Origin of the sequence: Amycolatopsis acididurans (assembly GCF_012328925.1) — a bacterium.
Taxonomy (GTDB): domain Bacteria; phylum Actinomycetota; class Actinomycetes; order Mycobacteriales; family Pseudonocardiaceae; genus Amycolatopsis_E; species Amycolatopsis_E acididurans.
The window spans coordinates 22,850-46,265 of record NZ_JAAXLS010000001.1 but is presented as its reverse complement, the minus strand read 5'-3'; the positions used below and the strand labels follow the sequence as shown (position 1 = coordinate 46,265).

The 23,416-nt window shown below is 70.8% G+C and carries 24 protein-coding genes; 9 read left to right on the top strand and 15 right to left on the bottom strand.

The window, feature by feature from the left end:
* The first annotated feature begins 43 nt into the window (after nucleotides 1–43).
* Both HFP15_RS00230 and HFP15_RS00225 read left to right on the top strand, forming a co-directional pair.
* The gene (locus HFP15_RS00230) at nucleotides 44–556 is read left to right on the top strand and encodes a hypothetical protein (protein WP_168510098.1); all 513 of its coding nucleotides are present in this window, start codon (nucleotides 44–46) and stop codon (nucleotides 554–556) included.
* Complete coding sequence (locus HFP15_RS00225) at nucleotides 553–1,797, top strand: cytochrome P450 (RefSeq protein WP_168510096.1); 1,245 nt, start codon at nucleotides 553–555, stop codon at nucleotides 1,795–1,797. Before HFP15_RS00230 ends, HFP15_RS00225 begins: the two co-directional genes overlap by 4 nt.
* Here HFP15_RS00225 and HFP15_RS00220 read toward each other — a convergent pair.
* The 4 genes from HFP15_RS00220 to exaC all read right to left on the bottom strand — a co-directional run bounded on the left by HFP15_RS00220 (nucleotide 1,794) and on the right by exaC (nucleotide 6,568).
* On the bottom strand, nucleotides 1,794–2,591 hold the full coding sequence (locus HFP15_RS00220; RefSeq protein WP_168511196.1) for a formylglycine-generating enzyme family protein: 798 nt from the start codon (nucleotides 2,589–2,591) through the stop codon (nucleotides 1,794–1,796). The two genes, HFP15_RS00225 and HFP15_RS00220, sit on opposite strands and share 4 nt — an antisense overlap.
* A 186-nt stretch (nucleotides 2,592–2,777) precedes the next feature.
* Complete coding sequence (locus HFP15_RS00215) at nucleotides 2,778–4,655, bottom strand: propionyl-CoA synthetase (protein ID WP_312871330.1); 1,878 nt, start codon at nucleotides 4,653–4,655, stop codon at nucleotides 2,778–2,780.
* Between the two features lie 11 nt (nucleotides 4,656–4,666).
* Nucleotides 4,667–5,041, bottom strand: coding sequence for a DUF779 domain-containing protein (locus HFP15_RS42425; protein ID WP_246271242.1), 375 nt, complete (start codon nucleotides 5,039–5,041; stop codon nucleotides 4,667–4,669).
* Nucleotides 5,042–5,044: 3 nt separating this feature from the next.
* Nucleotides 5,045–6,568, bottom strand: a complete 1,524-nt coding sequence (gene exaC, locus HFP15_RS00210; RefSeq protein ID WP_168510092.1) for an acetaldehyde dehydrogenase ExaC — start codon at nucleotides 6,566–6,568, stop codon at nucleotides 5,045–5,047.
* A gap of 210 nt (nucleotides 6,569–6,778) precedes the next feature.
* Between exaC and HFP15_RS00205 the strand changes: the two genes are divergently transcribed.
* Entirely contained in the window at nucleotides 6,779–8,284 is a 1,506-nt protein-coding gene (locus HFP15_RS00205) for a helix-turn-helix domain-containing protein (protein ID WP_168510090.1), read from the top strand.
* On the opposite strand, the gene HFP15_RS00200 is transcribed toward HFP15_RS00205, so the two are convergent.
* On the bottom strand, nucleotides 8,285–9,196 hold the full coding sequence (locus HFP15_RS00200) for an MIP/aquaporin family protein (RefSeq protein WP_168510082.1): 912 nt from the start codon (nucleotides 9,194–9,196) through the stop codon (nucleotides 8,285–8,287). It abuts the gene before it with no gap.
* Between the two features lie 101 nt (nucleotides 9,197–9,297).
* Between HFP15_RS00200 and HFP15_RS00195 the strand changes: the two genes are divergently transcribed.
* From HFP15_RS00195 to HFP15_RS00170, 6 genes are read left to right on the top strand one after another with little or no spacing between them, the layout of a single operon-like run.
* Entirely contained in the window at nucleotides 9,298–9,783 is a 486-nt protein-coding gene (locus tag HFP15_RS00195; RefSeq protein WP_210716646.1) for a diol dehydratase small subunit, read from the top strand.
* A gap of 20 nt (nucleotides 9,784–9,803) precedes the next feature.
* Nucleotides 9,804–11,486 (top strand): propanediol/glycerol family dehydratase large subunit, encoded by a 1,683-nt coding sequence (locus HFP15_RS00190; protein WP_168510079.1) that lies wholly within the window; start codon nucleotides 9,804–9,806, stop codon nucleotides 11,484–11,486.
* Nucleotides 11,487–11,497: 11 nt separating this feature from the next.
* Nucleotides 11,498–12,088 carry a propanediol/glycerol family dehydratase medium subunit gene (locus HFP15_RS00185; protein WP_168510077.1) on the top strand — a complete coding sequence of 197 codons (591 nt, stop codon included), beginning with the start codon at nucleotides 11,498–11,500 and terminating at the stop codon, nucleotides 12,086–12,088.
* A gap of 4 nt (nucleotides 12,089–12,092) precedes the next feature.
* Nucleotides 12,093–13,901 (top strand): diol dehydratase reactivase subunit alpha, encoded by a 1,809-nt coding sequence (locus tag HFP15_RS00180; protein ID WP_168510075.1) that lies wholly within the window; start codon nucleotides 12,093–12,095, stop codon nucleotides 13,899–13,901.
* A complete protein-coding gene (locus HFP15_RS00175; RefSeq protein WP_168510073.1) occupies nucleotides 13,892–14,269 on the top strand; it encodes a glycerol dehydratase reactivase beta/small subunit family protein in 378 nt (125 codons plus the stop codon). Before HFP15_RS00180 ends, HFP15_RS00175 begins: the two co-directional genes overlap by 10 nt.
* The gene (locus HFP15_RS00170; protein WP_168510071.1) at nucleotides 14,254–14,667 is read left to right on the top strand and encodes a GlcG/HbpS family heme-binding protein; all 414 of its coding nucleotides are present in this window, start codon (nucleotides 14,254–14,256) and stop codon (nucleotides 14,665–14,667) included. Before HFP15_RS00175 ends, HFP15_RS00170 begins: the two co-directional genes overlap by 16 nt.
* A 54-nt stretch (nucleotides 14,668–14,721) precedes the next feature.
* Here HFP15_RS00170 and HFP15_RS00165 read toward each other — a convergent pair whose 3' ends face one another.
* The 10 genes from HFP15_RS00165 to HFP15_RS00120 are packed head-to-tail and all read right to left on the bottom strand — an operon-like array spanning nucleotide 14,722 to nucleotide 23,393.
* Nucleotides 14,722–15,372, bottom strand: coding sequence for a class I SAM-dependent methyltransferase (locus HFP15_RS00165; RefSeq protein ID WP_246271241.1), 651 nt, complete (start codon nucleotides 15,370–15,372; stop codon nucleotides 14,722–14,724).
* Between the two features lie 60 nt (nucleotides 15,373–15,432).
* Nucleotides 15,433–16,215: an alpha/beta fold hydrolase gene (locus HFP15_RS00160; RefSeq protein WP_168510069.1), complete on the bottom strand. Its 783-nt coding sequence runs from the start codon at nucleotides 16,213–16,215 to the stop codon at nucleotides 15,433–15,435.
* Nucleotides 16,202–17,413, bottom strand: a complete 1,212-nt coding sequence (locus tag HFP15_RS00155; protein ID WP_168510067.1) for a cytochrome P450 — start codon at nucleotides 17,411–17,413, stop codon at nucleotides 16,202–16,204. Before HFP15_RS00155 ends, HFP15_RS00160 begins: the two co-directional genes overlap by 14 nt.
* A gap of 1 nt (nucleotide 17,414) precedes the next feature.
* Nucleotides 17,415–17,843 (bottom strand): PaaI family thioesterase, encoded by a 429-nt coding sequence (locus HFP15_RS00150; protein WP_168510065.1) that lies wholly within the window; start codon nucleotides 17,841–17,843, stop codon nucleotides 17,415–17,417.
* Between the two features lie 11 nt (nucleotides 17,844–17,854).
* Nucleotides 17,855–19,468, bottom strand: coding sequence for a fatty acyl-AMP ligase (locus tag HFP15_RS00145; RefSeq protein WP_312871328.1), 1,614 nt, complete (start codon nucleotides 19,466–19,468; stop codon nucleotides 17,855–17,857).
* Nucleotides 19,469–19,470: 2 nt separating this feature from the next.
* Nucleotides 19,471–20,145, bottom strand: coding sequence for a thioesterase II family protein (locus tag HFP15_RS00140; protein WP_168510061.1), 675 nt, complete (start codon nucleotides 20,143–20,145; stop codon nucleotides 19,471–19,473).
* Nucleotides 20,142–21,335 (bottom strand): cytochrome P450, encoded by a 1,194-nt coding sequence (locus HFP15_RS00135; RefSeq protein WP_246271240.1) that lies wholly within the window; start codon nucleotides 21,333–21,335, stop codon nucleotides 20,142–20,144. The genes HFP15_RS00140 and HFP15_RS00135 overlap by 4 nt, the downstream gene beginning before the upstream one ends.
* Nucleotides 21,332–22,183, bottom strand: a complete 852-nt coding sequence (locus HFP15_RS00130) for a class I SAM-dependent methyltransferase (RefSeq protein ID WP_168510057.1) — start codon at nucleotides 22,181–22,183, stop codon at nucleotides 21,332–21,334. Before HFP15_RS00130 ends, HFP15_RS00135 begins: the two co-directional genes overlap by 4 nt.
* Complete coding sequence (locus HFP15_RS43310; protein WP_168510055.1) at nucleotides 22,180–22,437, bottom strand: acyl carrier protein; 258 nt, start codon at nucleotides 22,435–22,437, stop codon at nucleotides 22,180–22,182. The genes HFP15_RS00130 and HFP15_RS43310 overlap by 4 nt, the downstream gene beginning before the upstream one ends.
* Nucleotides 22,438–22,445: 8 nt before the next feature.
* Nucleotides 22,446–23,393, bottom strand: coding sequence for an acyl-CoA desaturase (locus HFP15_RS00120; protein WP_312871327.1), 948 nt, complete (start codon nucleotides 23,391–23,393; stop codon nucleotides 22,446–22,448).
* Between the last annotated feature and the right edge of the window lie 23 nt (nucleotides 23,394–23,416).

Here is a 23,416-nt window from a genome sequence, read left to right as displayed (position 1 = left end):
TCTACACTCCATTTCCAGCCAATTTCGCCGGAGGATTTTTCCGATGAGCGTCACCGCTATTCCCACGACCGGGCGGCTGGCCGACCTGTCCGCGCTCGCCGTCCGCGACCGCCGCGCCGCCCTCGCCGCACTGGACACCTTGTTCGCGCACGGCGTCCCGCCCCGCGGCCTGCGCGGCCGCACCACGGGAACATTCGTCGCGCTCGACGCGCGGCCACCGCTGGGCAGGCTCGTGCGGGCACTGAGCCGGCGGTGGATGCCTTGGCGGGGAAAGGTTTTCGAGCCGGACACCGGCGGCGGGCACGACCTGCTGGTGCGGCCGCTGCCGGAGCTGGCCCGGTTCCAGACCCGGATCGAACCGGGGGTCGCCGATCCCGACACCGACGTGCTGGTCGCCGACTACGCACCGGTGCGCAGCAACCCCGCCCCGCTGCGCCGGATCCGGGACGAGCTGGTCGAACTGGCGCCGGGGCAGTGTCTTGGCAAGGTGTTCGTCCGCGCCGGTGCCGGCTACCGGTTCCTCGGGTACTTCACGCTGCGGACACCGGAGGCATGATGTTCCCCCGCGCGCGCCTCGAGGACTCGGCCGCGTTCACCGCGCTGGTGCTGATGCCGAACCTCGTGCAAGGACTGTTCCGGCGGCACCGCGGCCCGGTGCGGGCCGCGACGTTCGCCGACGTCGACCGCCACGCCGTCGCGTTGCTGACCACGATGTCGCGGCGTTACGACGGCGGGCCGGTGTGGGTGCGGGCCGGGCTCGGCCGGGCCCTGCTGGTGCTGGATCCCGCCGACGTGGCGCGGGCGCTGGACGGGCCGGTGCACGACTACGCCGCCGATCCCGGCGCGAAACGGGCGGGCATGGTGTATTTCCAGCCCACCGCGCTGACCATCTCGCGGGGTGCGCGCTGGCACAGCAGGCGGCGCTTCACCGAGGCCGTGTTGGGCAGCGTGCCGCGGCTGGCCACCTCGATCGAGGACCGCGCCCGGGAGGAGGTCAAACGGCTGGCCGCGGACACCGCGAACCTCACGTGGGAGCCGTGGAACGCGATGGTGCAGCGCCTCGCGCGCCGGGTCGTGCTCGGCGAGACCGCGGCCGGGGACTGGGCCCTGTCCGACACGCTGGAACGGATGATGGACGGGGCGAACCGGTTGCCCGGCAAACCGTCGAAAGACCAGGCCGCGTTCCACACCAGGATCGCGGCGTATGCCAACCGGGCCGAACCGGGCAGCCTCGCAGCGGAGTTCCCGCACGCGCCGACCGACGCGACCACCGATCCGGCGGGCCAGGTCACGCATTGGCTGTTCGCGCTCGGCGACACGCTCGCGGTCAACGCCCTGCGCACGGTGGCGCTGCTCGGGCAGTGGCCCGGCTACCGGGACCGGGCGCTGGCCGACGACGGTTTCCTCCTCGCCTGCCTGCAGGAGACGATGCGGCTGTGGCCGACCACGCAGCTGCTGGCCCGCGAGACGCTCGTCGACGTCCCGTGGGAGGAGACAGTGCCGGCCGGTACGCAGATCCTGATCGTGAACACGTACCTGCATCGCGATCCCGACCGGGTGCCGCGGGCGGACGCCTTCGCCCCGGAGCAGTGGCTGTCCGGTTCCCGGCCGCAGTTCACCCACTTCAGCCGCGGCCCGCAGGTGTGTCCCGGCATCGATCTGGCGCTGCTGGCCGGCCGCGCCCTGGTGCGCGCGGCACTGGAGCACACGCTGCGGGTCGGCGCGCCCGTGGTCGAGCTGGACGCACCGATGCCGCACATGCTCGACTTCTTCGAGATCAGCGTCCTGCTGGCCTAGAGGTCGGCGACGCAGCGGAAGCCGAGGTTGCCGCTGGAGCTGTCGGGCGTGTTGGCGGTGCGCGCGGCGACCCGGTAGCGATTGCAGTACGACTCGTGGCACAGGTACGAGCCGCCACGCATGGCGCGCGCGGCCATGCCCGGCTTGAACCAGTCCGCGCACCACTCCCACACGTTGCCGGAGGTGTTGTAGAGCCCGAAGCCATTGGGTTCGTACGCGTCGGCGGGCGCGGTGCCGGAATAGCCGTCCTCGGCCAGGTCGGTCACCGGGAACCTGCCCTGCCAGATGTTGCACCGGTGCTCGCCGCCGGGCGTCAGCTCGTCGCCCCACGGATAACGCGCCTGGTCGAGGCCACCGCGCGCGGCGTACTCCCATTCGGCCTCGGTGGGCAGCCGCTTGCCCGCCCATTCGCAGTAGGCGGCGGCGTCGTGCCAGGAGATGTGCACGGCGGGGTGGTTGCAGCGGTCCTCGACGCCGGTGCCCGGTCCCTCCGGATGCCGCCAGTACGCGCCGGACACGCCGCACCACCACGGGGTGCCCTCCGGGCGCGGCGAGGCCTTGCGCACCGGGCCGGGCAGGAACTTGGCGAACACGTACGACCAGCCGAAACGTTCCGCGTCGGTCTGGTAACCGGTGGCGTCGGCGAACTCGGCGAACCGTTCGTTCGTCACGGCGCGGGCGTCGATCGCGAACGCCCCGACGGTGACCTCGCGGACTGGGCCCTCGTCGTCCTCGGGGAAGCCGTCCGCGGCGTCGGTGCCCATGCGGAACGTCCCGCCGGGCAGCACGATCATCCCGTCGGTGCCCGCGTGCGACTTCGGCGATTCCGGCACGGACTGGACGACCCCGGGCCCCGCAGATCGCGGCGGCGGACAGCAACTGGACACGCGCGGTTACCTCCTTCTCGCGCCTCCAGCCTAACCCGGAGCCGCGAAACCCGGGGTAAGGCGGCCCCGCGCACCGACACGGGCTGAACGCCGCTACCGGCCGGAGAGCACCTCGCGCAGCGCTTCCAGCACCGCCGGGTCCTCGATGGTCGAGGGCACCGGCTCGTCGCGGCCTTCGGCGATGCCGCGCATGCTCTTGCGCAGGATCTTGCCCGACCGCGTCTTCGGCAGCGCGTCCACAACGGACACCTGGCGAAACGCCGCCACCGGCCCGATTTCCCGGCGCACCGCGGCGATCAGCTCGTCCCGCAGGCGTTCCTCGTCGATGTCCACTCCGGACTTGAGCACCACGAGCCCGCGTGGCAGCTGCCCTTTCAGCTCGTCCCGCACCCCGATCACCGCGCATTCGGCGACGGCGGGGTGCGCCGCGAGTACCGCTTCCATCGACCCCGTGGACAACCGGTGCCCGGCCACGTTGATCACGTCGTCGGTGCGGCCCATGACGAACAGGTAGCCGTCCTCGTCGAAGTAGCCGCCGTCGCCGGTGAGGTAGTAGCCCGCGTACCGCGACAGGTAGGACTTCACGAACCGCTCGTCGTCGCCCCACAGTGTCGGCAGTGTGCCCGGCGGGAGCGGCAGTTTGACACAGATCGCGCCTTCGCGCCCTCGCGGCAGCTCGGTGCCGTCCTGGTCGAGGATCCGCACGTCGTATCCCGGCATCGGCACGGTGGGCGAGCCGGGTTTGATCGGCAGCGGCTGCACCCCGCGCGGGTTCGCGGCCACGGCCCAGCCGGTCTCGGTCTGCCACCAGTGATCCACCACCGGCACGCCGAGCTTGTCCGAAGCCCAGTGGTAGGTCTCCGGATCGAGCCGCTCCCCCGCGAGGAACAGCGTGCGCAGGCTCGAAACATCGTGACCCGCCAGCGATGACGCGTCCGGGTCGGCCTTCTTGATCGCGCGCATCGCGGTCGGCGCGGTGAACAGCGCCTTGACGCGGTGCTCGGCGAGGACGCGCCAGAACGCGCTCGCGTCCGGCGTGCCGACCGGTTTTCCCTCGTACAGCACGGTTGTGGCGCCGGCCAGCAGCGGCCCGTACACGATGTAGGAGTGCCCGACGACCCAGCCGACATCCGAGGCGGTCCACCACACGTCGCCGGGGCCGATGTCGTAGATGCCGGTCATGCTCCACGCGAGCGCCACCGCGTGCCCGCCGTTGTCGCGCACCACGCCCTTCGGTCTTCCCGTCGTGCCGGAGGTGTAGAGCACGTACAGCGGGTCGGTCGCGGCGACGTCGACACAGTCCGCGGGGCGCGCGGAGGCCATCAGCTCGTCCCAGTCGTGGTCGCGCGGTCCCAGCTCGGCACGCAGCGTGTCCCGCTGGAAGACCACAATGGACGGACGATCCCCGCCGGCCAGTTCGATCGCCTCGTCCACGATGGGTTTGTAGGCGATCACGCGGTTGGGCTCGATCCCGCAGGATCCACTCACCACGACCTTCGGCCGCGTGTCGGCGATGCGCACCGCCAGCTCGCGCGGCGCGAACCCGCCGAACACCACCGAATGCACCGCGCCGAGCCGGGCGCACGCGAGCATCGCGATCGCGGCCTGCGGCACCATCGGCAGGTAGATCACGACGCGATCGCCCCTGCCGACACCCAGATCCCGCAGCGCCCCGGCGAACCGCGCGACCTGGTCGAGCAGTTCGGCGTAGGTGTAGCGGGCGGTCGTGCCGGTGACCGGTGAGTCGTGGATCAACGCCGTGCGGTCGCCGTGCCCGGCCTCGACGTGCCGGTCCAGGGCGTTGTAGCACGTGTTGAGCTCACCGCCGGGAAACCACCGATACCACGGAGGATTGCCGGAATCCAGCGCCCGCGAGGGTTTCCGCGACCAGGCGATGCCCTCGGCCGCCGCGAGCCAGAAGCTTTCCGGATCCTTCATGCTCCGCTCGTAGGTATCGGCGTAGTCGCCCACGTGTACCGCCTTCAGTTCAGAGAGTCGAGTTCTTCGTCGGTGAGCAGCCGAGACCGGATGAGAAACCGCACGCCTTCGGGAGCCTCCAGCGAGAAACCGCTGCCGCGCCCTTTGACCACGTCGATCGTGAGGTGCGTGTGCTTCCAGTACTCGAACTGCGCCGAGGACATCCACACCGCGATCGGGTCGGGCACCCCGGCGACGGTGAGGTCGCCGAGGTGCACGTCCGAATTCCCGGTGCGGAACTCCCCCGCCGGGTAGCACATCGGCGCGCTTCCGTCGCAGCATCCGCCGGACTGATGGAACATCAACGGCCCGTGCTGTTCGTGAAGCTCGCGCAGCAATGCTTCCGCGGCTTCGGTCAGCTCCACCCGGTTCGCTGTCATGGCTCAGAAGAAGCCCTGCGCGTCGGGCGAGTAGGACACCAGCAGGTTCTTGGTCTGCTGGTAGTGCTCCAGCATCATCTTGTGGTTCTCGCGCCCGATGCCGGACTGCTTGTAGCCACCGAACGCGGCGTGCGCCGGGTAGGCGTGGTAGCAGTTCGTCCACACGCGACCGGCCTGGATGTCCCGTCCGGCACGGAAAGCGGTGTTCCCGTCACGCGACCACACGCCCGCGCCGAGACCGTAGAGGGTGTCGTTGGCGGTCTTGATGGCGTCGTCGTAGTCGTCGAACTTGGTCACCGACACGACCGGGCCGAAGATCTCCTCCTGGAAGATCCGCATCTTGTTGTCGCCCTCGAACACCGTCGGCTGGATGTAGAAGCCGCCGGAGAGGTCCCCGCCGAGGTCGGCCTTCTCGCCACCGGTGAGGACCTTCGCGCCCTCCTGCTTGCCGATGTCGATGTAGGACAGGATCTTCTCGAACTGGTCGTTGCTGGCCTGCGCGCCGATCATGGTGTCGGTGTCCAGCGGGTTGCCCTGCTTGATCTTGCCGACGCGCTTGACGGCGTCGCCCATGAACCGGTCGTAGATCGCCGACTGGACCAGCGCCCGCGACGGGCAGGTGCAGACCTCGCCCTGGTTGAGGGCGAACATCGCGAAGCCCTCCTGCGCCTTGTTGTAGAACGCGTCGTTGGCGGAGGCGACGTCGGCGAAGAAGATGTTCGGGCTCTTGCCACCCAGCTCCAGCGTGACCGGGATGATGTTCTCGCTGGCGTACTGCATGATCAGCCGTCCGGTGGTGGTCTCACCGGTAAACGCGACCTTGCGGATGTCCTTGTGCTGCGCCAGCGGCTTGCCCGCCTCGACACCGAACCCGTTGACGATGTTGACCACGCCCGGCGGGATCAGGTCCGCGATCACCGACAGCAGCACGTGGATCGAGGCCGGGGTCTGCTCGGCGGGCTTGAGCACGACGCAGTTGCCCGCCGCGAGCGCGGGCGCCAGCTTCCAGGTGGCCATCAGGATCGGGAAGTTCCACGGGATGATCTGCCCGACGACACCGAGCGGCTCGTGGAAGTGGTAGGCGACGGTGTCGGCGTCGATCTGCGAGATCCCGCCCTCCTGCGCCCGGATGGCACCGGCGAAGTAGCGGAAGTGGTCGATCGCCAGCGGGATGTCGGCGGCCAGTGTCTCGCGGACCGGCTTGCCGTTCTCCCACGACTCGGCGACGGCCAGTTTCTCGAGGTTGGCCTCCATCGCGTCGGCGATCTTGTTGAGCACGGCGGCCCGCTCGGCCGGGGCGGTCCGGCCCCACGCCGCGGCCGCGCCCGTCGCGGCGGCCACCGCGCGGTCCACGTCCTCGGCGGTGCCGCGAGCGATCTCGGTGAACACCTTCCCGGTGACCGGGGTGGGGTTCTCGAAGTACTGCCCCTTCGCCGGCGCGACGTACTCGCCGCCGATGAAGTGGTCGTACCGCGATTCGAACGCGACTACGCTGCCGGCTTCACCCGGTGCCGCGTATGTGGTCATGTGGCAGCCTCCCTGCTCCCGTTGACGATGCGTGGAGCGGAAAGCTAGTGCCCGCGACGTTGCAGCCCCGTTGCATGCTCGACAGACGGGTGACGAAACGCCAGGCTGGTGTCAACCTTGCCGACTCGCTGCCTGCCAGGCATGCTGCCTGGTAGGCCGGTAGATCCGGTCCACAATGACGCCCCGTCAACGCCGCCGCGGAGTGCCCGAATGAACGTCAAGCCCATCGCCACCGCCGGGTCGATCGCGCCGCGCTTGTCGTCCGATCCGGTCGCACAGTTCAAGCTGTTGCAGCAGGTTCACGAGGCGACGATGAGTGGCGGCAGGCCACCGACCTCACCCCGTCAGGTGATATCGGAATCCTGGCGCCGGTCACTGGCGGCGCATGTGGACCCCGAGGAGTACCTGCCGCCCGTCGTGTACGCCACCGACGAGGTCGAGGACGTGCGCGCCGCGCATCCGCTGCACGCGGTGCTGGCGCCGCTGCGGGAACTGCTGGTCAGCATCGCCGACGAGTCCCAGCACATCACCATCGTGACCGATGCCGGGGGCACGATCCTGTGGCGCGAGGGCCCGTCGGAGCTGTGCCGGCAGGCCGATCCGGTCGGCCTGTACGAGGGCACGGCGTGGTCGGAAGCGGCGATCGGCACCAACGCGATGGGCACCGCGCTCGCGGTGGACGCGCCCGTGCAGATCTACTCGGCCGAGCACCTGGTACGGACCTATCACGCGTGGACGTGCGCGGCGGCGCCCATCCACGATCCGGACACCGGCGAGGTGCTGGGCGCGATCGACATCAGCGGGCGGCTGGACACGTTGCATCCGGCGATGGTGTCGCTGGTCAACGCCACCGCACAGCTTGCGGAAGGCCACCTGCGGATGCGGATGGAGCAGCGGGACGAGCGGCTGCTCGCGCGGAACATGCCGCATCTCCAGCGGCTGCGCGGCGAGCCGGGGGCGCTGCTCACCCCGACCGGCCGGGTCATCGCGGCCGAGCCGCTCGGGCGCTGGCCGCGGCGCGTCGCGGTGGTCCCCGGCACCGACCGGGTGCAGCTCGACGACGGGCGCGAGGGTCTGCTCGAACCGCTGGCCGAGGGCTATCTGCTGCGGCTGCCCCGGCCACGCGTCGCCCGCGCGCCGCGGCTGCGCCTGTCGTTCCTCGGCGCCAGCCCGGCGGCCGAACTGGAGGGCCGCGAACTGCCGCTGACCCTGCGCCGCGCCGAGATCCTCGCGCTGCTGGCGTTGCATCCGCCGGGACTGACCGCCGAGCAGTTGGCGCTGCACCTCTACGGCGAGGACGGCAACCCGACGACGGTGCGCGCGGAGATCCACCGGTTGCGCGGCCAGCTCGGCGACACCGTGATGCGGGCCAAGCCGTACCGGCTGTGCGCCGAGGTGGAGGCGGACTTCCTGACCGTGCGGTCGGCGCTGGCCACCGGGGATGTGGCGGCGGCCGCCGCGGCGGGCACGGCGCCGCTGCTGGCCCGTTCGGAGTCCCCGGCGATCCGGGCCGAACGCGACCAGCAGGTCGGCGCCTTGCGCGCCGCCGTGCTCGACCACGGCGACCTCGGCGCGCTGTGGTCCTTCGCCGGGAGCGAGCCGGGCCGCGACGACCTGGAGGTCCACGAACGCCTCGCCGCCGCGTTGCCCGCGAGCGACCCGCGGCACGCCGTCGCCGTGGCCCGGCTGTCCTGGCTGCTCAGCGAGGACGACTGATCAGCCGTCGCGGACGGCGGCCGACATCTCGAACTCGTCGGGGAACACCGGCACCGCGGTCTCCCGCGCGTGCAGCACGTCGCCGATGAAGAAGTCGTAGAGCAGAGCGCCGATGGCGCCGCCGACCAGCGGACCCACGATCGGGATCCACAGGTAGCCGCCGGAACCGGGGATCGCCGTGTCGCCCCAGCCCGCGAAGAACGCGAACAGCCGCGGCCCGAAGTCACGGGCCGGGTTGATCGCGTAGCCCGCGTTGGCGCCGTAGGACAGCCCGATCGCCGCGACGGTGAAGCCGATCAGCAGCGGCGCCATCTTCGGCGACGCGGCCTTGATCCGCCCGTCGATGAGCGCGAGCACCACGACCAGCAACACGGCGGTGCCCACGACCTGGTCCAGCAGCGGCCCGAACCAGCCGTCGAAGTAGCCTGCGGGAGCAGTCGCGAAGATCGAGAACGTGCTGCTCTTCGCACCGGCGCCCGCCGCGGCCTCGAACGCGCGGATGGCCGGGTGGTACACCGCGAACACCAGCGCCGCCCCGGCGAACGCGCCGAGCAGCTGCGCGCCCCAGTAGCCGGGCAGCTTGCGCCACGGGAACTTGCGCCGCAGCGCCATCGCGAACGTCACCGCGGGGTTGAGATGCGCACCGCTGACGCCGCCGGCCAGGTAGACGGCGAAGGCGACCGCGAACGCCCAGCCCCACACGATGAGCAGCCAGTCCCCCGCGCCCTGGAAGATCACGGTGGGCCCGGCCGTGCGGCCCGAACCGGGCAGGCCGGCCACCGCCATCGCGACGCAGCCGTCGCCGAGCGCGATGAGCAGGAACGTGCCGAAGAACTCGGCGAGCAGGTCGCCGTACCCGCCCCGGAGCCGGGCGATCGCCCGTGGCTTGCGTAAAGGTGCTATGTCGGTCACTGGTCCTCCTTGACCCGACGTGACAGGGTGGCCCCACCTTCTGCGGGCCAGGGTTGCATCGGCGTTGCGCTGCGACGATGCAACGTGGGTGCAACGTGACCATGCCTAGCGTTTCGGCGTCCGAGTTGAACTTCGACGACGAAGGGCCGGTGGCGGCGGTGCCCAATCCCAGCCAGGTGGACCTCGATCCGGACCGCGACTATCCGCTCGCGGCGCGACGGCCCGAGCTCTTGCGGACCCCGACGGGCAAGCGGATCGACGAGCTCACCATGCAGTCCGTGCTCTCCGGTGAGGTCTCGGCCGAGGACCTGCGGATCGCGCCCGAAACGCTGCGGTTGCAGGCACAGATCGCCGAGCGCGTCGGCAGGCCGCAGCTCGCGCAGAACTTCCGCCGCGCGGCCGAGCTGACCGCGCTGCCCGACGAGCTGGTGCTCTCGTTCTACAACGCACTGCGGCCGAGGGCGTCCACGAAACAGCAACTCACCGACATCGCCGACGAGCTGGAGCGGGACTACTCGGCCACGTTGTGCGCCGAACTGGTCCGCGAGGCCGCCGACGTGTACGAGCGCCGGAACATCCTGGCCTGATCGCCGAAAAGGGAGCTGATATGGCGAAGCAATCCCGGCGCACCGAGATCCTGGAGCAGCGCCCGGTCAACCTCGACGGGTTCGTCGAGGAGTGGCCAGAGGTCGGCATGGTCGCGATGGACAGCCCGTACGACCCGGAGCCCAGCGTGCGCGTCGAGAACGGCGTGATCGTCGAGATGGACGGCAAGCCGAGGGCGGAGTTCGACTTCCTCGACCAGTTCATCGCCGACCACGCGATCGACGCCGAGGCCACCGAGGCGGCCATGGCGATGGAGCCGGTACAGATCGCGCGGATGCTGGTGGACCCCGGTGTTTCGCGCGGCGAGGTGCTCGCCGTGTCGCGCGGGCTCACGCCGGCCGCGCTGCTGGAAGTCGTCAAGACCATGAACGTGGTCGAGATGATGCAGGCGGTGCAGAAGATGCGCGCCCGCCGCACGATCGCCAACCAGGCGCACTCGACCAGCGCCCGGGACAACCCGGTGCAGGTCGCGGCCGAGGCCGCGGAGGCGGCGCTGCGCGGCTTCCGCGAGCTGGAGACGACCCTCGGCGTCGTGCGCTACGCCCCGCTGGTCGCGATCGCGCTGCAGGTCGGCGCGCTCGCGGGCAAACCGGGCGTGCTCACCCAGTGTGCGCTGGAGGAGGCCACCGAGCTGGAACTGGGCATGCGCGGCATCACCGCCTACGCCGAGACGATCTCGGTGTACGGCACCGAACCGGTGTTCTGCGACGGCGACGACACCCCGTGGTCCAAGGCGTTCCTGGCCTCGGCCTACGCCTCGCGCGGCATCAAGATGCGCTTCACCTCGGGCACCGGTTCGGAAGTGCAGATGGGCAACGCCGAAGGCAAGTCCATGCTGTACCTGGAGATCCGCTGCATCCTGGTGACCAAGGGCGCGGGCGTGCAGGGCCTGCAGAACGGGTCGATCAGCTGCATCGGCGTGCCCGGCGCGGTGCCCGGCGGCATCCGCGCGGTGCTCGCCGAGAACCTCATCGCCAGCACCGTGGACCTGGAAAGCGCTTCCGGCAACGACCAGTCGTTCTCGCATTCGGACATGCGGCGCACCGCACGGCTGCTGCCCCAGCTGCTGCCCGGCACGGACTTCGTGTGCTCGGGCTACTCGGCGGTGCCCAACTACGACAACATGTTCGCCGGGTCCAATTTGGACGCCGCGGACTACGACGACTGGAACACGATCCAGCGGGACCTGCAGGTCGACGGCGGGCTGCGGCACGTGCCCGAGGCCGAGCTGCTGGCCGCGCGCAACCGGGCCGCACGCGCGCTGCAGGGCGTGTTCGCGCAGCTGGGGCTGCCGGCGATCACCGACAAGGAGGTCGAAGCCGCGACGTACGCGCACGGCAGCCAGGACCTGCCGCTGCGCGACGTGCTGGAGGATCTCAAGGCGGCCCAGCAGGTGATGGACCGCGGTGTGACCGGGCTCGACATCGTGAAGGCGCTGGAGGGCGCCGGGTACAGCGATATGGCGCACACGCTGCTGGGTATCCTGCGCCACCGCGTCTCCGGCGATCTGCTGCACACCTCCGCGATCCTGACCCCGGAGCTGGAGACCCTGTCCGCGGTCAACGACGCCAACGACTACGCCGGTCCCGGCACCGGCTACCGGCCCAGCGGTGCGCGCTGGGAGGAGATGAAGCGGCTGCGGCACGTGGTCAGCGCGCAGAACCCGGAAACCGAAGTCGGCTGAGGAGAGGCGAAATGGCGGACACCAGCGTAGGCACCCGGCGCACGCTCCAGCTCGGCGAGCGGGGCGAGGCGGGACCGGGCACCCGCGCGGACGAGGTGGTCATCGGCATCTCGCCCGCATTCGGGGACTTCTTCACCAAGACCATTGTGGACATTCCGCACGCGGAGGTGCTGCGCGAGCTGCTCGCCGGCATCGAGGAGCAGGGCGTGCAGGCGCGGGTCATCCGCTACCGCGGCGGTTCGGACCTGGCGGTGATCGCGCACGCCGCGGCGAAACTGTCCGGTTCGGGCATCGGGATCGGGGTGCTCTCCCGTGGCACCACCATGATCCACCAGAAGGATCTGGTCCGGCTGTCCAATCTGGAGCTGTTCCCGCAGGCGCCGCTCATGGACCTGGAGACCTTCCGCAAGGTGGGCCGCAACGCCGCCCGCTACGCCAAGGGCGAGTCGCCGGAGCCGGTGCCCGCGCGCAACGACTTCATGGCCCGGCCCCGCTGGCAGGCCAAGGCCGCGCTGCTGCACATCAAGGAGACCGAGTTCGTGACCCAGGGCGCGGCACCGGTGGAACTGGACGTGCGGATCCAGCTGGCCGACGCCGGCTGACGCCGTGGCACTCGTCGTAGGCGTCGACATCGGCAACTCGACCACCGAGGCGTGTGTGGCCGAGATCGGCGGGAACGGACCCGAATATCTGGCGGGTGCGCTGGCGCCCACCTCGGGCGTGAAGGGCACCGCGGACAACGTGCCCGGCGTGGTCAAGGTCGTGCAGGAAGCGCTGTCCGCCGCGGGCCGGGGCCAGGCCGAGGTGTCGGCGGTGCTGGTCAACGAGGCCACGCCGGTGATCAGCGGGCTGGCCATGGAGACCATCACCGAAACGATCATCACCGAGTCCACGATGATCGGGCACAACCCGGACACCCCCGGCGGCGCCGGGCTCGGCGTCGGCACCACGGTCGCGTTCGCCGACCTCGGCGAGTGCGAGCCAGGGCCGGCGGTGATCTGCGTCGTGGGCGCGGGGGTGGACTTCGAGGACGCGGCGGCCGGCATCAACGCGGCCGCCGACCGCGGCGTCGAGGTGACGGGCGCGGTGGTCCATGCCGACGACGCGACGCTGATCGCGAACCGGCTGCGCACGCCGATCCCGGTCGTGGACGAGGTCACGCTCGTCGACCGGGTGCCACTCGGGATGCGCGCCGCGGTCGAGGTCGCCGAACCCGGCCGCACGGTCCGCACGCTGTCCAACTCCTACGGCATCGCGACGCTGTTCGAACTGGACCCCGAGCAGACACGAATGATCGCGCCCGTGGCGCGGGCGCTGGTGGGCAACCGGTCCGCGGTCGTCGTGCGCACCCCGGCCGGTGACATCGCCGACCGGCGCATCCCGGCCGGCACGCTCACGCTGATCGGCGAGCATGCGCGGCTCTCGGTCGGTATGGACTCGGGCGCTGACGAGATCATGGCGACGCTGCGCCGGGTGCGGCCGCTGGAGGACGCGACCGGAGAGGCGGGCACGCACGTGGGCGGGATGCTCGCGACCGTGCGGGACACGATGGCGGAGCTGGCGGGGTCCGGCGAGGTCCGCATCCAGGACGTGCTCGCGGTGGACACGTTCGTGCCGCAGAAGGTGACCGGTGCGCTGGCGGGCGAGTTCGCGCTGGAGAACGCGGTCGCGCTGGCGGCGATGGTGCGCACGAGCCGGGGTCCGATGGAGGCGCTGGCGGCGCAGCTGGCGGCGGCACTGGACGTGGAGGTGCGGGTCGGCGGGGTCGAGGCGGACATGGCCGTGCTCGGCGCGCTGACCACGCCCGGCACCGACCGGCCGGTCGCGATCCTGGACCTGGGCGGCGGTTCCACGGACGCCGCACTGGCCACTTCGGACGGTGTGGTGCGCTCGGTGCACCTGGCCGGCGCGGGCGATCTGGTGACGAAACTGATCGATTCGGAGCTGGGCCTCGAGGACAGGGAGCTGGCCGAGGACATCAAGAAGCACCCCCTGGCCAAGGCGGAGAGCTTCTTCCACGTCCGGATGGAGGACGGCACGGCGCGGTTCTTCGAGAAACCGCTGCCGACCGAGACGTTCGCGCGGGTCGTGGTGCTCGGCGACGAGGGCATGCGCCCGGTGCCGACGCGGCATTCGCTGGACAAGATCCGCCAGGTGCGGCGCTCGGCCAAGCACAAGGTGTTCGTGGTCAACGCGGTGCGCGCGCTGGAACAGGTCGCGCCAGGCGGGAACCTGCGCCAGATCGGGTTCGTCGTGGTGCTCGGCGGGTCCGCTTTGGACTTCGAGATCCCGGACCTGATCGCCGAGGCGGTCGCGGACGCGGGAATCGTGTGCGGCACCGGGAATGTGCGTGGCACGGAAGGGCCGCGCAACGCCGTGGCCACGGGTCTGGTGGAGGCGCTGCGATGCCGGTGACCGATCGCCGCGCCGACCGCGCCCGCCACGCCCCGCCCAGCGTCGTCGTCCGGTGTGCCCGGTCGTCGGGCCTGCGCGAGGTCCGCGCGGGCATGGAGGAAGAAGGCGTGCCGCTGCGGGTGGAGGACGGCGACGGGAGCGCGGCCGAACTGGCCTTCGCAGCGGCACGCGCGTCCTCGCTCGGTGTCGGGATCGGACTCGACGCCACCACCGTGTGCGTGCATCACGCCAAGCGGCCGCCAGACTCGCCGGTGCTGACCGCCGCACTGGCGCATGCCCGCGTGTGCGGGCACAACGCGGCCCGGCTCGTCGTCGGGCTGCCACTGAAAGCGTTTCCCGAGAAGGAGGAGATGTGGCCGGACAACTGACTCTCGCCGACGCCCAGCGCGTGCTCGACGCCGCGCTGGCCAAGGCGGTGGAGATCGAACAGCCGATGAACGTCGCGGTGGTCGACGACGGCGGGCATCTGCTCGCCTTCTCCCGCCAGGACGGGGCGATCCTGGCCAGCATCGACATCGCGATCCGCAAGGCACGCACGGCGGCGCTGCTGCGGATGTCGACCGCGGACCTCGGCGAGGCCGCGGCGCCCGGCGCACCGCTCTACGGCATCGAGGTGACCAACGGCGGACTGGTCATCTTCGGCGGCGGCCTTCCGCTGGCCAAGCCCCGCGGCGCGGTCATCGGCGCGATCGGCGTCAGCGCCGGCTCCGTCGAGCAGGACACCACCGTCGCCGAGGCCGGGGCCGCCGCGCTGCGCAAACGCTGAACCACCCCTGGCGTGGCGTGTGCGAACGCCGCGCCGCGCCAGGGGTCACCACCATCACCGTCGCCGGGCGCGCAGCACCACGTCTTCGGTGTGGCCGTTCGCCGGCAGGGTGCGGGTGCGCTGTTCGTCGACCACGATCCGCCAGTCCTCGCCGAGGCGGGCGGCGATCTCTTCGGGGCGGTAAAGGCCCTGATGCCGTTCCTCCATCCCGGCGTGGCTGGTGATCAGCAGCGAACCGCCGGGTGCGACCGCGGCGAGTACGCGCTGGAGGACCTGCTCCTGATCGCGCGGGAACGCGAAGTAGTGCGCCGACACGAGGTCGTAGCCCGTGTCGGGCGCTTCGGTGCGCAGGTCGAGCCGACGCCACGTGATGTCCAGGTCACCGGCGAGCGCGGCGGCACGCTCCAGCGCGATGCGGGAGATGTCGATTCCCGTGACCTGCCAGCCCTGCCGCGCGAGCCAGTGGGCGTCGCCGCCCTCGCCGCAGCCGACGTCCAGCGCCCGCCCCGGGGGGATCCCGGTCACCTCGGCGACGAGCGCGTCGTTCGGCCGCCCGCTCCACAGCCGGCCGGCGCTGCCGTACAGCTCGTCCCAGAATCGCTGGTCCAGGCGCACGATCCCGTGGCGCGCGTCGCCCATGGCCTGCTCGCTGAGCCGGGCCTCGTTCTCGTGCGTGAACGGTGTGATGTCGTGCTGTCGCGTCATGAGCCCACAGTGCCCCCCGGCGCGAAAACCCGGCAACATTCTTTGCCGAAACCGCAAACCTCAGCCGAGGAAGCCGGTGAGCAGGCGGTTGACGGCCGCGGGCTGTTCGAGCGTGCTCGTGTGCCCGCAGTCCGGCAGCACGTGCAGGCGCGCGCCGGGAATCGCTGCGGCGATCCGCTCGGACTCCGCGGGTGGCGTGGCCCGGTCGTCGGCGCCGACCGCCACGAGCGTGGGCACCGTGATCGCGCCGATCTCGTGCTCGACCGGCTTGCGCTCCGCCACGCCGAGCACCGCATCGCGCAACGCCGCACGATCGGCGCGCACGATCCGCCGCCGCCACACCGCGACCACCTCGGCCGGCGCGGCGCGCCCGAACAACAGCGGCTCCACCGTGCCCAGCACCGGCCTGATCCCGAACAGGCGCTGGAACAGCGCCAGGCGCTTGTACTCGCGCACCTTCTCCGGGTTCTCCGGCCCGCAACTGGTGTCCAGCAACGTCAGCGAGCGCACGAGGTCACCGCGCCGCGCGGCGACCCGCTGCCCGACGAAACCGCCCATCGACAGGCCCACCCAGTGCACCGGCGCGATGCCGAGCACCTCGATCAACGCGACCGCGTCCGCGGCCAGGGTGTCCATGTCGTAGCCGCCCGCCGCACGCGGGCTGTCCGCCTGCCCGCGCCAGTCGATCGCCACGCACCGGTAGCGTGCGCGCAGCACCTCGATCTGCGGCTGGAACATCCAGCCACCGAACAGCAGGCCGTGTCCGAACAGGACGGCGGGTGCGTCGCGGGGACCGCTGTCGGTGTAGGCGATCGTGGCGCCGTCCACGTCAAGCGCCGGCACGTGCCCGCACCTTCACCTCGGCGGGTCCCCGCACGTTGACGCGCCCGTTGAAGCGCACGCTCTCCAGTTCCGCGTCCGGGAAACGCCGTACGAACCGCTCCACCGCGATCCGCGCCTCCATCCTGGCCAGCGCCGCGCCGAGGCAGTGGTGGATGCCCGCGCCGAAGGAGAGGTTCTGGTGCGCGTCGCGCCGGTCGATGCGCAACTCGTCGGCGTCCTCGCCCCAGTGGCCCGGATCCCGGTTGGCCGCCCCGAGACACGCGAGGACGAACACCCCGGCCGGAACCTCCTTGTCCCCCACCGGGAACGGCTCGACGGTGACGCGCCGCATCAGGTGCACCGGACTGTCGTAGCGCACCAGTTCCTCGACGGCGTTCGCGGCGAGACCGGGATCCTCGCGTAACAGCCGTGCCTGACCGGGATACCGCAGCATCCCGAGTATCCCGCCGGCGACCAGATTGACGGTGGTCTCGTGCCCGGCGATGTAGAGCAGCATGACCTGCGCGACGAGTTCCTCCTCGCTGAGCACGTCACCGTCGTGCTCGGCGGCGATGAGCGCGGTGAGCACGTCGTCGCCGGGATGGTCCCGTTTCCACCTGGTCAGCTCGCCGACCATGGCCAGAAGTTCGGAGTTCGCCGCACGGATGCCGGCCTGCAGCTCCGGCTCGGCGAGTGGTTCCAGGCCCAGCACCAGCACCGAGGTCAGCTCGCGCAGCCTGGTGTGCTCGAGCACCGGGATGCCGAGCAACTCCGAGATCACCGTGAACGGCAGCGGGAACGCCAGTTCCGCCACGACGTCCGCGGTCCCGGCTGCACCGATCCTGTCCAGCGCGCTGTCCACAATCGACCGGACGCGCGGCTCCAGCGCCTCGACGGCCTTGCGGGTGAACGCCTTCGACACCAGCCGCCGCAGGCGCGTGTGGTCGGGCGGATCCTGGTCCAGCATGGACAGTCCGCCCATCATCCGGTTCCGCTTGCCGAGTTCGGCCGAGTCGCTCTTCCAGGCGGGCAGCGTCGTCAGGTACCGCTCGTCGACGGACTGCGCCGAGCGCTGCAGCCGCGCGACGTCGTCGTATTTGGACAGGATCCAGAACCCGAGCGGATGCTCGTGCGCGGGCGCGCTCTCGCGCAGCCGCGCGTACTGCGGGTACGGGTCGTCGGTGAATCCGGGCGCGAACGGGTCGAACACGAAGGTCATGTCACACCTTGATGTTGCGCATCGTCACCAGGGCCGTGGCGCACAAGGTCTCTTCCGGCCCGCTGACGGCGACCACGTCGGCGGCGGCGACCGTCGTGGTGCGGCCGGGTTTGACCACCCGGCCGCGTGCGATCACCTGCTCGCCCTTGGCGGGGGCGACGATCTTGACCGTGTAGTCGATCGTCATGTTGACCCAGCCCGGCGGCAGCAGCGTGCCCGCGGCCGAACCCGCGGCGAAGTCCGCGAGCGAACCGAGCACACCGCCCTGGAAGAACCCGTTGTGCTCGGTGAGTTCCTGCCGGTAGGGCTGCACCACCTCGACCGCACCCGGTTCGATCCGGCCGAAGTCGAAACCGAGATGCTTCGCGGCGGGCATGCTGAGCACCACGGCCCGCACCGCCTGCGCGAAATCGGGGTTCGCGGCTTCCATGAAGATCCCTCCTAGACGTCGAATCCGGACTCCAGATAGCGCTTTCTCGCGGCCGCGCGCCTGATCTTGCCGCTGCTGGTCCTGCTCAGCTGGTTGACGCGGGCGAGCAGCACGTCACCGGCCGACACCTCGTGCTCGCGCAGGACGGCCGCGCGGATCGTGCCCGCCAGCGCCGGCGTATCTGCCTCGTGCCGGTACTCGCGCCGGATCTCGGCCACCACGACGAGCTTCTCGCCGGCGGCACCGGGCACCGAGAACGCCGCGCAGCCGCCGGGCCGCAGGGCGGGATGCGCCTGCTGCGCGGTGTGCTCGATGTCCTGGGGATAGAAATTGCGGCCCCGGATGATGATCAGGTCCTTGAGCCTGCCGACGACGTACAGCTCACCGTCGAGCAGCGCGCCGAGGTCGCCCGTGCGCAGGTGCGAGCCGGTGAACTCGGCCGCCTCGGGCCGCTTCCAGTACCCCTGCGTCACGTGGTCACCGGCCACCCGGATCTCCCCGATCTCGCCCTCGGCGCACGGCTCGTGCGTTGCGGGGTCGACGATACGCACGTCCTCGCCGGGCAGTACCACACCCGATCCGGCGATCGTGCGGCCTCCCGCCGCCTCGACCAGGCGTCCGCGGCGGAGTTCGGTCACGTCCGCCTCGATCGTGCGCGGGCCGCGTCCCTTTCCGCTGCCGCTGACGATCAGGGTGGCCTCGGCCAGGCCGTAGCACGGGTACATCGCCTTCTCGTCGAAGCCGTACGGTCCGAATGTGTCGGCGAAGCGGCGCAGCGTCTCGGCCCGGATGGGTTCCGCGCCGTTGAACGCGACCCGCCAGCTGGACAGATCCAGCTCGGGCACTCCCCTGGCCGCCGCGGCCACACAGGCGTCGAACGCGAAGTTCGGGCCGCCGCTGGTGTGGGCGCGGTAGCGAGAGATCGTGGTCAGCCACGACAGCGGCCGCCGGATGAACGCCGCGGGCGTCATGAGGATCGCGGTGGCGCCGGCGTACAGCGGCTGCAGCACGTTGCCGATCAGCCCCTGGTCGTGGAAGAACGGTGCCCAGCCGACGACAGTGGACCGCTCGTCGTGCCCGAACGCGCGCCGGATCATCTCCTCGTTGGCCATCAGGTTGCCGTGCGAGACCATGACACCCTTGGGTTCCGCAGTGGACCCGGAGGTGTACTGCAGGAAGGCCAGCGTCTCCGCGGTGCAGGGCACCGGTGCGAAGTCGCCGCCGGGCACCTCGTCCACGGCGATCCGGTGCGCGGATTCCACAGTGGACCCCAGCGCCGCCATGCCGGAGACGGTGAGCACCACGGCGGGTTCGCAGTCGGCGATGATCGAGCGCGTGGCGTCCTGGATCCGGGTGCGGCGCGGCGGGTTCACCGGCACGGCGACGACCTGCGCGTACAGGCAGGCGAAGTAGGCGACGATGAAGTCCAGGCTCTGCGGGAAGATCAGCAGCGCCCGGTCCCCGGGTTCACAGTGCCTGCTCAGCTCGGCGGCGACCGAACGGGCGCGGGCGTCCAGTCCGGCGAACGTGATCGAGGTCTTCTCTTCGCCGTCCTCGCCGAGGAAGATGTACGCGGTCCCCTCCGGCTGCTCGGTGGCGCGCCTGCGGAGGATGTCGGGAAGCACGGTCACTCCAGCGCTTCGGTCATGGTCGCCGCGAGTGCCGCGCGGTGACGCTGGTGGAAGAAGTGGTCGCCGGGGAAGGTGTGGATCGCGAAGTCGTTGTCCGTCAGCTCTTTCCACGCCGTCGCCTCGTCCAGCGTGACGTACCGGTCCGCGGTGCCGTGGAAGACGGTGAGCGGGCAGTGCAGCCGGGGCACCGGCAGATGCTCGTACACTTCGGACAGTTCCAGGTCGGCCCTGGTCACCCGGATCGCGTAGGTCCGCAGCGCCGGACTCGCCTCGGCGAGGCGGCCCATACCCTCGACGGCGGCGAGGAACTCGTCGTCGGGAAGGTCGTGTACCGGTGCCCTCCGGGCGGGCAGGTGCGGCGCGCGCCGTCCGGAGACGAACACGTGCACGGGCGGCGTACCCGCCGCGGTCAGTGCCCGCGCCAGTTCGTACACCACGAGCGCGCCCATGCTGTGCCCGTACAGCGCGACCGGTCCGCCGGCGGGCAGGCGCGGCAGGAGCCAGCCGACGACGTCGCCGACGCGGCGCAGCGGTTCCCGCTTGGCGAGGTTCTCGTGACCGGGCAACTGGATCCGCAGCGGCACAACGGATTCGCCGAACAGCTCGAGCCAGCGCGCGAACGAGGACGCACCGGCGCCCGCGTGCGGAACGCACAGCAGCCGGGTGGTCATGCCGCGCTCCGCACCGACACCGGCAGCCTGGCCAGGCCGCGCACGATGAAGCTGTGGTCCTGCCACTCCAGCGGTTGCTTCCGCAGCGCGACTTCGTGCCGGAAGAGGGTTTCGAACGCTGTCTCGGCCTGCAGTCCGGCGAGCAGCCCGCCGAGACAGCCGTGCATCCCGTACCCGAACGCGAGGTGACCGGTCGTGTCGCGGCCCGGGTCGAAGGTGTCCGGGTCGCCGAACACCGCGGGGTCGCGGTTGGCGGCGCCGAGGCACAGCAACACCTGCTCACCCGCGCGGATCGTCGTCCCGCCGATCTCGGTGTCGCGGGTCGCGAGCCGTTTGGTCAGCTGCAGCGGGCTGTCGTAGCGCAGCGCTTCGCCGACCGCGGCCTTCGCGGGCTCGGGCCGCGCGCCGTGCCGCAGCAGGGCAAGGATTCCGTTGCCGATCAGGGCTTTGGTGGTTTCGTTGCCCGCGACGAAGCACATGATGCAGACGAACACCACTTCCTCGTCGCGCAGCCGGTCGCCGCCGCCGGTGCGCGCGGCGAGCAACTGGCTGACCAGATCCTCCCCCGGCTGGTCGCGCCGCGCCGCGACCACCGCGTCCAGTGCGTGGGCGAACCGCTCGGTGACCGCGGCGACGCGGGTGAAGTCCTCGCGCTTCATCAACCCGGGTTCGAGCAGGAAACGGATGTCGTGTGTCCACTGTGTCACGTGCTCACGCAGTCCGGAGGGCAGCGCCATCCATTCGCACAGCACGGCGACGGGCAGCGGTGCGGCGAAGTCGGCGATCGCGTCCATGCCGCCGTTCGCGAGCGCCTTGTCCACCAGGTCCCCGGCGATCGTCGTGACGAGCCGGCGTAGTTTCGCCACGGCGGGCGCGGTGAACACGCGGTTCACCAGCCCGCGTAGCCGCGCGTGCTCGGGATTGTCGGTGAACACCAGCGATTTGCGGCCCAGCCGCTCGATCCGCGCGACATCCTCACCGGACACGCGGTCGGCCTGCTGGCTCACCAGCCGCGGAATCAGCCCGGCGCTGAAGCCCCGGTCCAGCAGGACGGCACGCACGTCGGCGTAGCGCGTGAGCACCCACATGCCGAGCGTCTTGTGCACCGGCTTGTCTTCCCGCAGGGCCGCGTACACCGGGTAGGGATCGCGGCGGAAGTCAGCGCTGAACGGGTTGAACCGGACCGTCATCGTGACCATCCACTGGTGCAGGGCCGCAGCACGAGCCGGTACAGGGAGATCTTGCCCATCCGGAAGCCGATGGCGGACATCTTCAGGTACCGCTCGTAGCGCTCGACGATTTCGGGACCGGCCAGCTCGATCGCTTCGTCGCGGCGGGCCCGCAGGCGCCGGGCCCACTCGCCGCACGTCCAGGCGTAGTCGAGCCGTCCATTGTGGAACTTCTCGAGTTCGAAGATGCCGTCCGCGGCGACGGTGATCTCGGCGAGCGTCGGCAGATCGGCACCGGGGAAGATCTCCCGCTGCATGAAGGAACTCGCGGCGTCGCGGGACATGTTCGCGTACGCGATCGTCTGCAACGACAGGGTTCCGGTGTCGGTGAGCCAGTCACGGCAGCGGGTGAAGAAGTGCCGGTAGCGCGCGATCTTCTCCTCGGGAGAGTCCGCGGGCGTGGCGAAATGCTCGAAGGCGCCGACGGAGATGATCCCGCCGAACCGGCTGCCGGGCTCGTAGTCGGTCCAGTTCTGGACGCGCACCTCGACGCCCGGGTACGCGCGGGCGCGGACGTGCGCGGCCTGTTCGTCGCTGAGGGTGAGGCCGACGGCGCGGATTCCCTTGGCGGCGAGGCGTTCCAGGATCGAACCCCATCCGCAGCCGATGTCGAGCACGGTCCCTGCGGTCTCGGGGCGGATCGCGTCGAGGTGGAAGCGGAGCTTGTTCTCCTGCGCGGCGTGCAGCGTTTCGCCCGGCTGCTCGCGCAGGGCGCAGGAGTAGGTCAGCGACTCGTCCAGCCACAGCCGGTAGAACTCGTTGCCGACGTCGTAGTGGTGCCGGATGGCCGCCGCCGCGTCGGTGGTCATGCCACGCGCCGCCCGGCGCGCTGGTGCAGGTACTCGGCGACCGCGTCCAGCGTGGGGTTGTCGAACAGGGCCTCCGGCGGCAGGTCGACGTCGTAGCGTTCCTCGACCTCCATCAGCAGCGACACCGCCAGCGCGGAGTCGACGCCGAGCTTGTCGAAGTCGGCCTCCGGGTCGAGCGCCTCGGCCTTGGTGCCCAGCAGGTCGGCGACGTACTCGCGGCACCAGGTGAGGATGCCGTCCTTGCTCGTGTCCACGGGTCTCCTTACGCGGCGGGTTTGGTGATGCGCTTGGCTTCGATCCGGTCGCGGCCGGGGGTTTTGAGGTCCCAGGCGAGGCCGGCCGCGGCGAGCGCCTTGATGAGCCAGAAGCCGGGATCGAGCCGGTACCAGTCGAGCCCGAACGAGGGCGAGTCGGGGAACGCGTGGTGGTTGTTGTGCCACGATTCGCCCAGGGTGATCAGCGCGAAGAGGCCGCCGTTGCGGCTGTTCTCGCGTGATTCGTAGGGCCGGGTGCCGAACATGTGCAGGAACGAGTTGATCGCCCACACGATGTGCTCGAGCACGAAGATGCGCACGAGCCCGCCCCAGAACAGCCCGCTCACCGCACCCAGCCAGCTCATCTCGGCGAGACCGCCGATGAGCGCGGGAATCGCCAGGCCCAGCACGACCCACCAGTAGTACAGGCGCGCGACGCGCACCAGCAGGCGGTTCTTGAGCAGGTCGGGGGCGTAGTGCACGATGTTCGGGTACTCGTGGCGGCGCATCCACAGAAAGTGCGAGTGCAGCAGGCCCTTGAAGCGGCCGGCGAGGCCGCCGCCGGAGAGGTTCGGCGAATGCGGATCGCCCTCGCGGTCGCTGTACTCGTGGTGGCGCCGGTGCAGCGCGACCCACGAGATCACGCCGCCCTGGCCCGCCATCGAGCCGAGCACCGCGAGCACGGCGACGACGGCCGGTGCGGCCTTGAAGGTGCGGTGGGTGAACAGGCGGTGGTAGCCGACGGTCACGCCGAGGCCGGTCAGCAGCCACATCGACAGCAGCAGCACCAGTTCGGTGACGCCGAAGGGGTGCCCGGCCAGGAGCGCCGGCGCGGCGACGGTGCCGATGATCGGGAGGACGTCGAACAGCAGGAAATGCCTGCGCTGCAAGCGATGGATGTACGGGCTGCTGACAACTTTGCGGCGCGGCTGCGGCCGGACGCTCTGCTCGGTCACGGCATGATCGTGCGCCAACCGGC

Bases quoted from the DNA above. Each gene is read 5' to 3' on its own strand.
- HFP15_RS00230 (WP_168510098.1), top strand. From the start codon at position 44: ATGAGCGTCACCGCTATTCCCACGACCGGGCGGCTGGCCGACCTGTCC.
- HFP15_RS00225 (WP_168510096.1), top strand. From the start codon at position 553: ATGATGTTCCCCCGCGCGCGCCTCGAGGACTCGGCCGCGTTCACCGCG.
- HFP15_RS00220 (WP_168511196.1), bottom strand. From the start codon at position 2,591: ATGATCGTGCTGCCCGGCGGGACGTTCCGCATGGGCACCGACGCCGCG.
- HFP15_RS42425 (WP_246271242.1), bottom strand. From the start codon at position 5,041: ATGACAGCGAACCGGGTGGAGCTGACCGAAGCCGCGGAAGCATTGCTG.
- exaC (WP_168510092.1), bottom strand. From the start codon at position 6,568: ATGACCACATACGCGGCACCGGGTGAAGCCGGCAGCGTAGTCGCGTTC.
- HFP15_RS00205 (WP_168510090.1), top strand. From the start codon at position 6,779: ATGAACGTCAAGCCCATCGCCACCGCCGGGTCGATCGCGCCGCGCTTG.
- HFP15_RS00195 (WP_210716646.1), top strand. From the start codon at position 9,298: ATGCCTAGCGTTTCGGCGTCCGAGTTGAACTTCGACGACGAAGGGCCG.
- HFP15_RS00190 (WP_168510079.1), top strand. From the start codon at position 9,804: ATGGCGAAGCAATCCCGGCGCACCGAGATCCTGGAGCAGCGCCCGGTC.
- HFP15_RS00185 (WP_168510077.1), top strand. From the start codon at position 11,498: ATGGCGGACACCAGCGTAGGCACCCGGCGCACGCTCCAGCTCGGCGAG.
- HFP15_RS00175 (WP_168510073.1), top strand. From the start codon at position 13,892: ATGCCGGTGACCGATCGCCGCGCCGACCGCGCCCGCCACGCCCCGCCC.
- HFP15_RS00165 (WP_246271241.1), bottom strand. From the start codon at position 15,372: ATGACGCGACAGCACGACATCACACCGTTCACGCACGAGAACGAGGCC.
- HFP15_RS00155 (WP_168510067.1), bottom strand. From the start codon at position 17,413: ATGACCTTCGTGTTCGACCCGTTCGCGCCCGGATTCACCGACGACCCG.
- HFP15_RS00150 (WP_168510065.1), bottom strand. From the start codon at position 17,843: ATGGAAGCCGCGAACCCCGATTTCGCGCAGGCGGTGCGGGCCGTGGTG.
- HFP15_RS00140 (WP_168510061.1), bottom strand. From the start codon at position 20,145: ATGACCACCCGGCTGCTGTGCGTTCCGCACGCGGGCGCCGGTGCGTCC.
- HFP15_RS00135 (WP_246271240.1), bottom strand. From the start codon at position 21,335: ATGACGGTCCGGTTCAACCCGTTCAGCGCTGACTTCCGCCGCGATCCC.
- HFP15_RS00130 (WP_168510057.1), bottom strand. From the start codon at position 22,183: ATGACCACCGACGCGGCGGCGGCCATCCGGCACCACTACGACGTCGGC.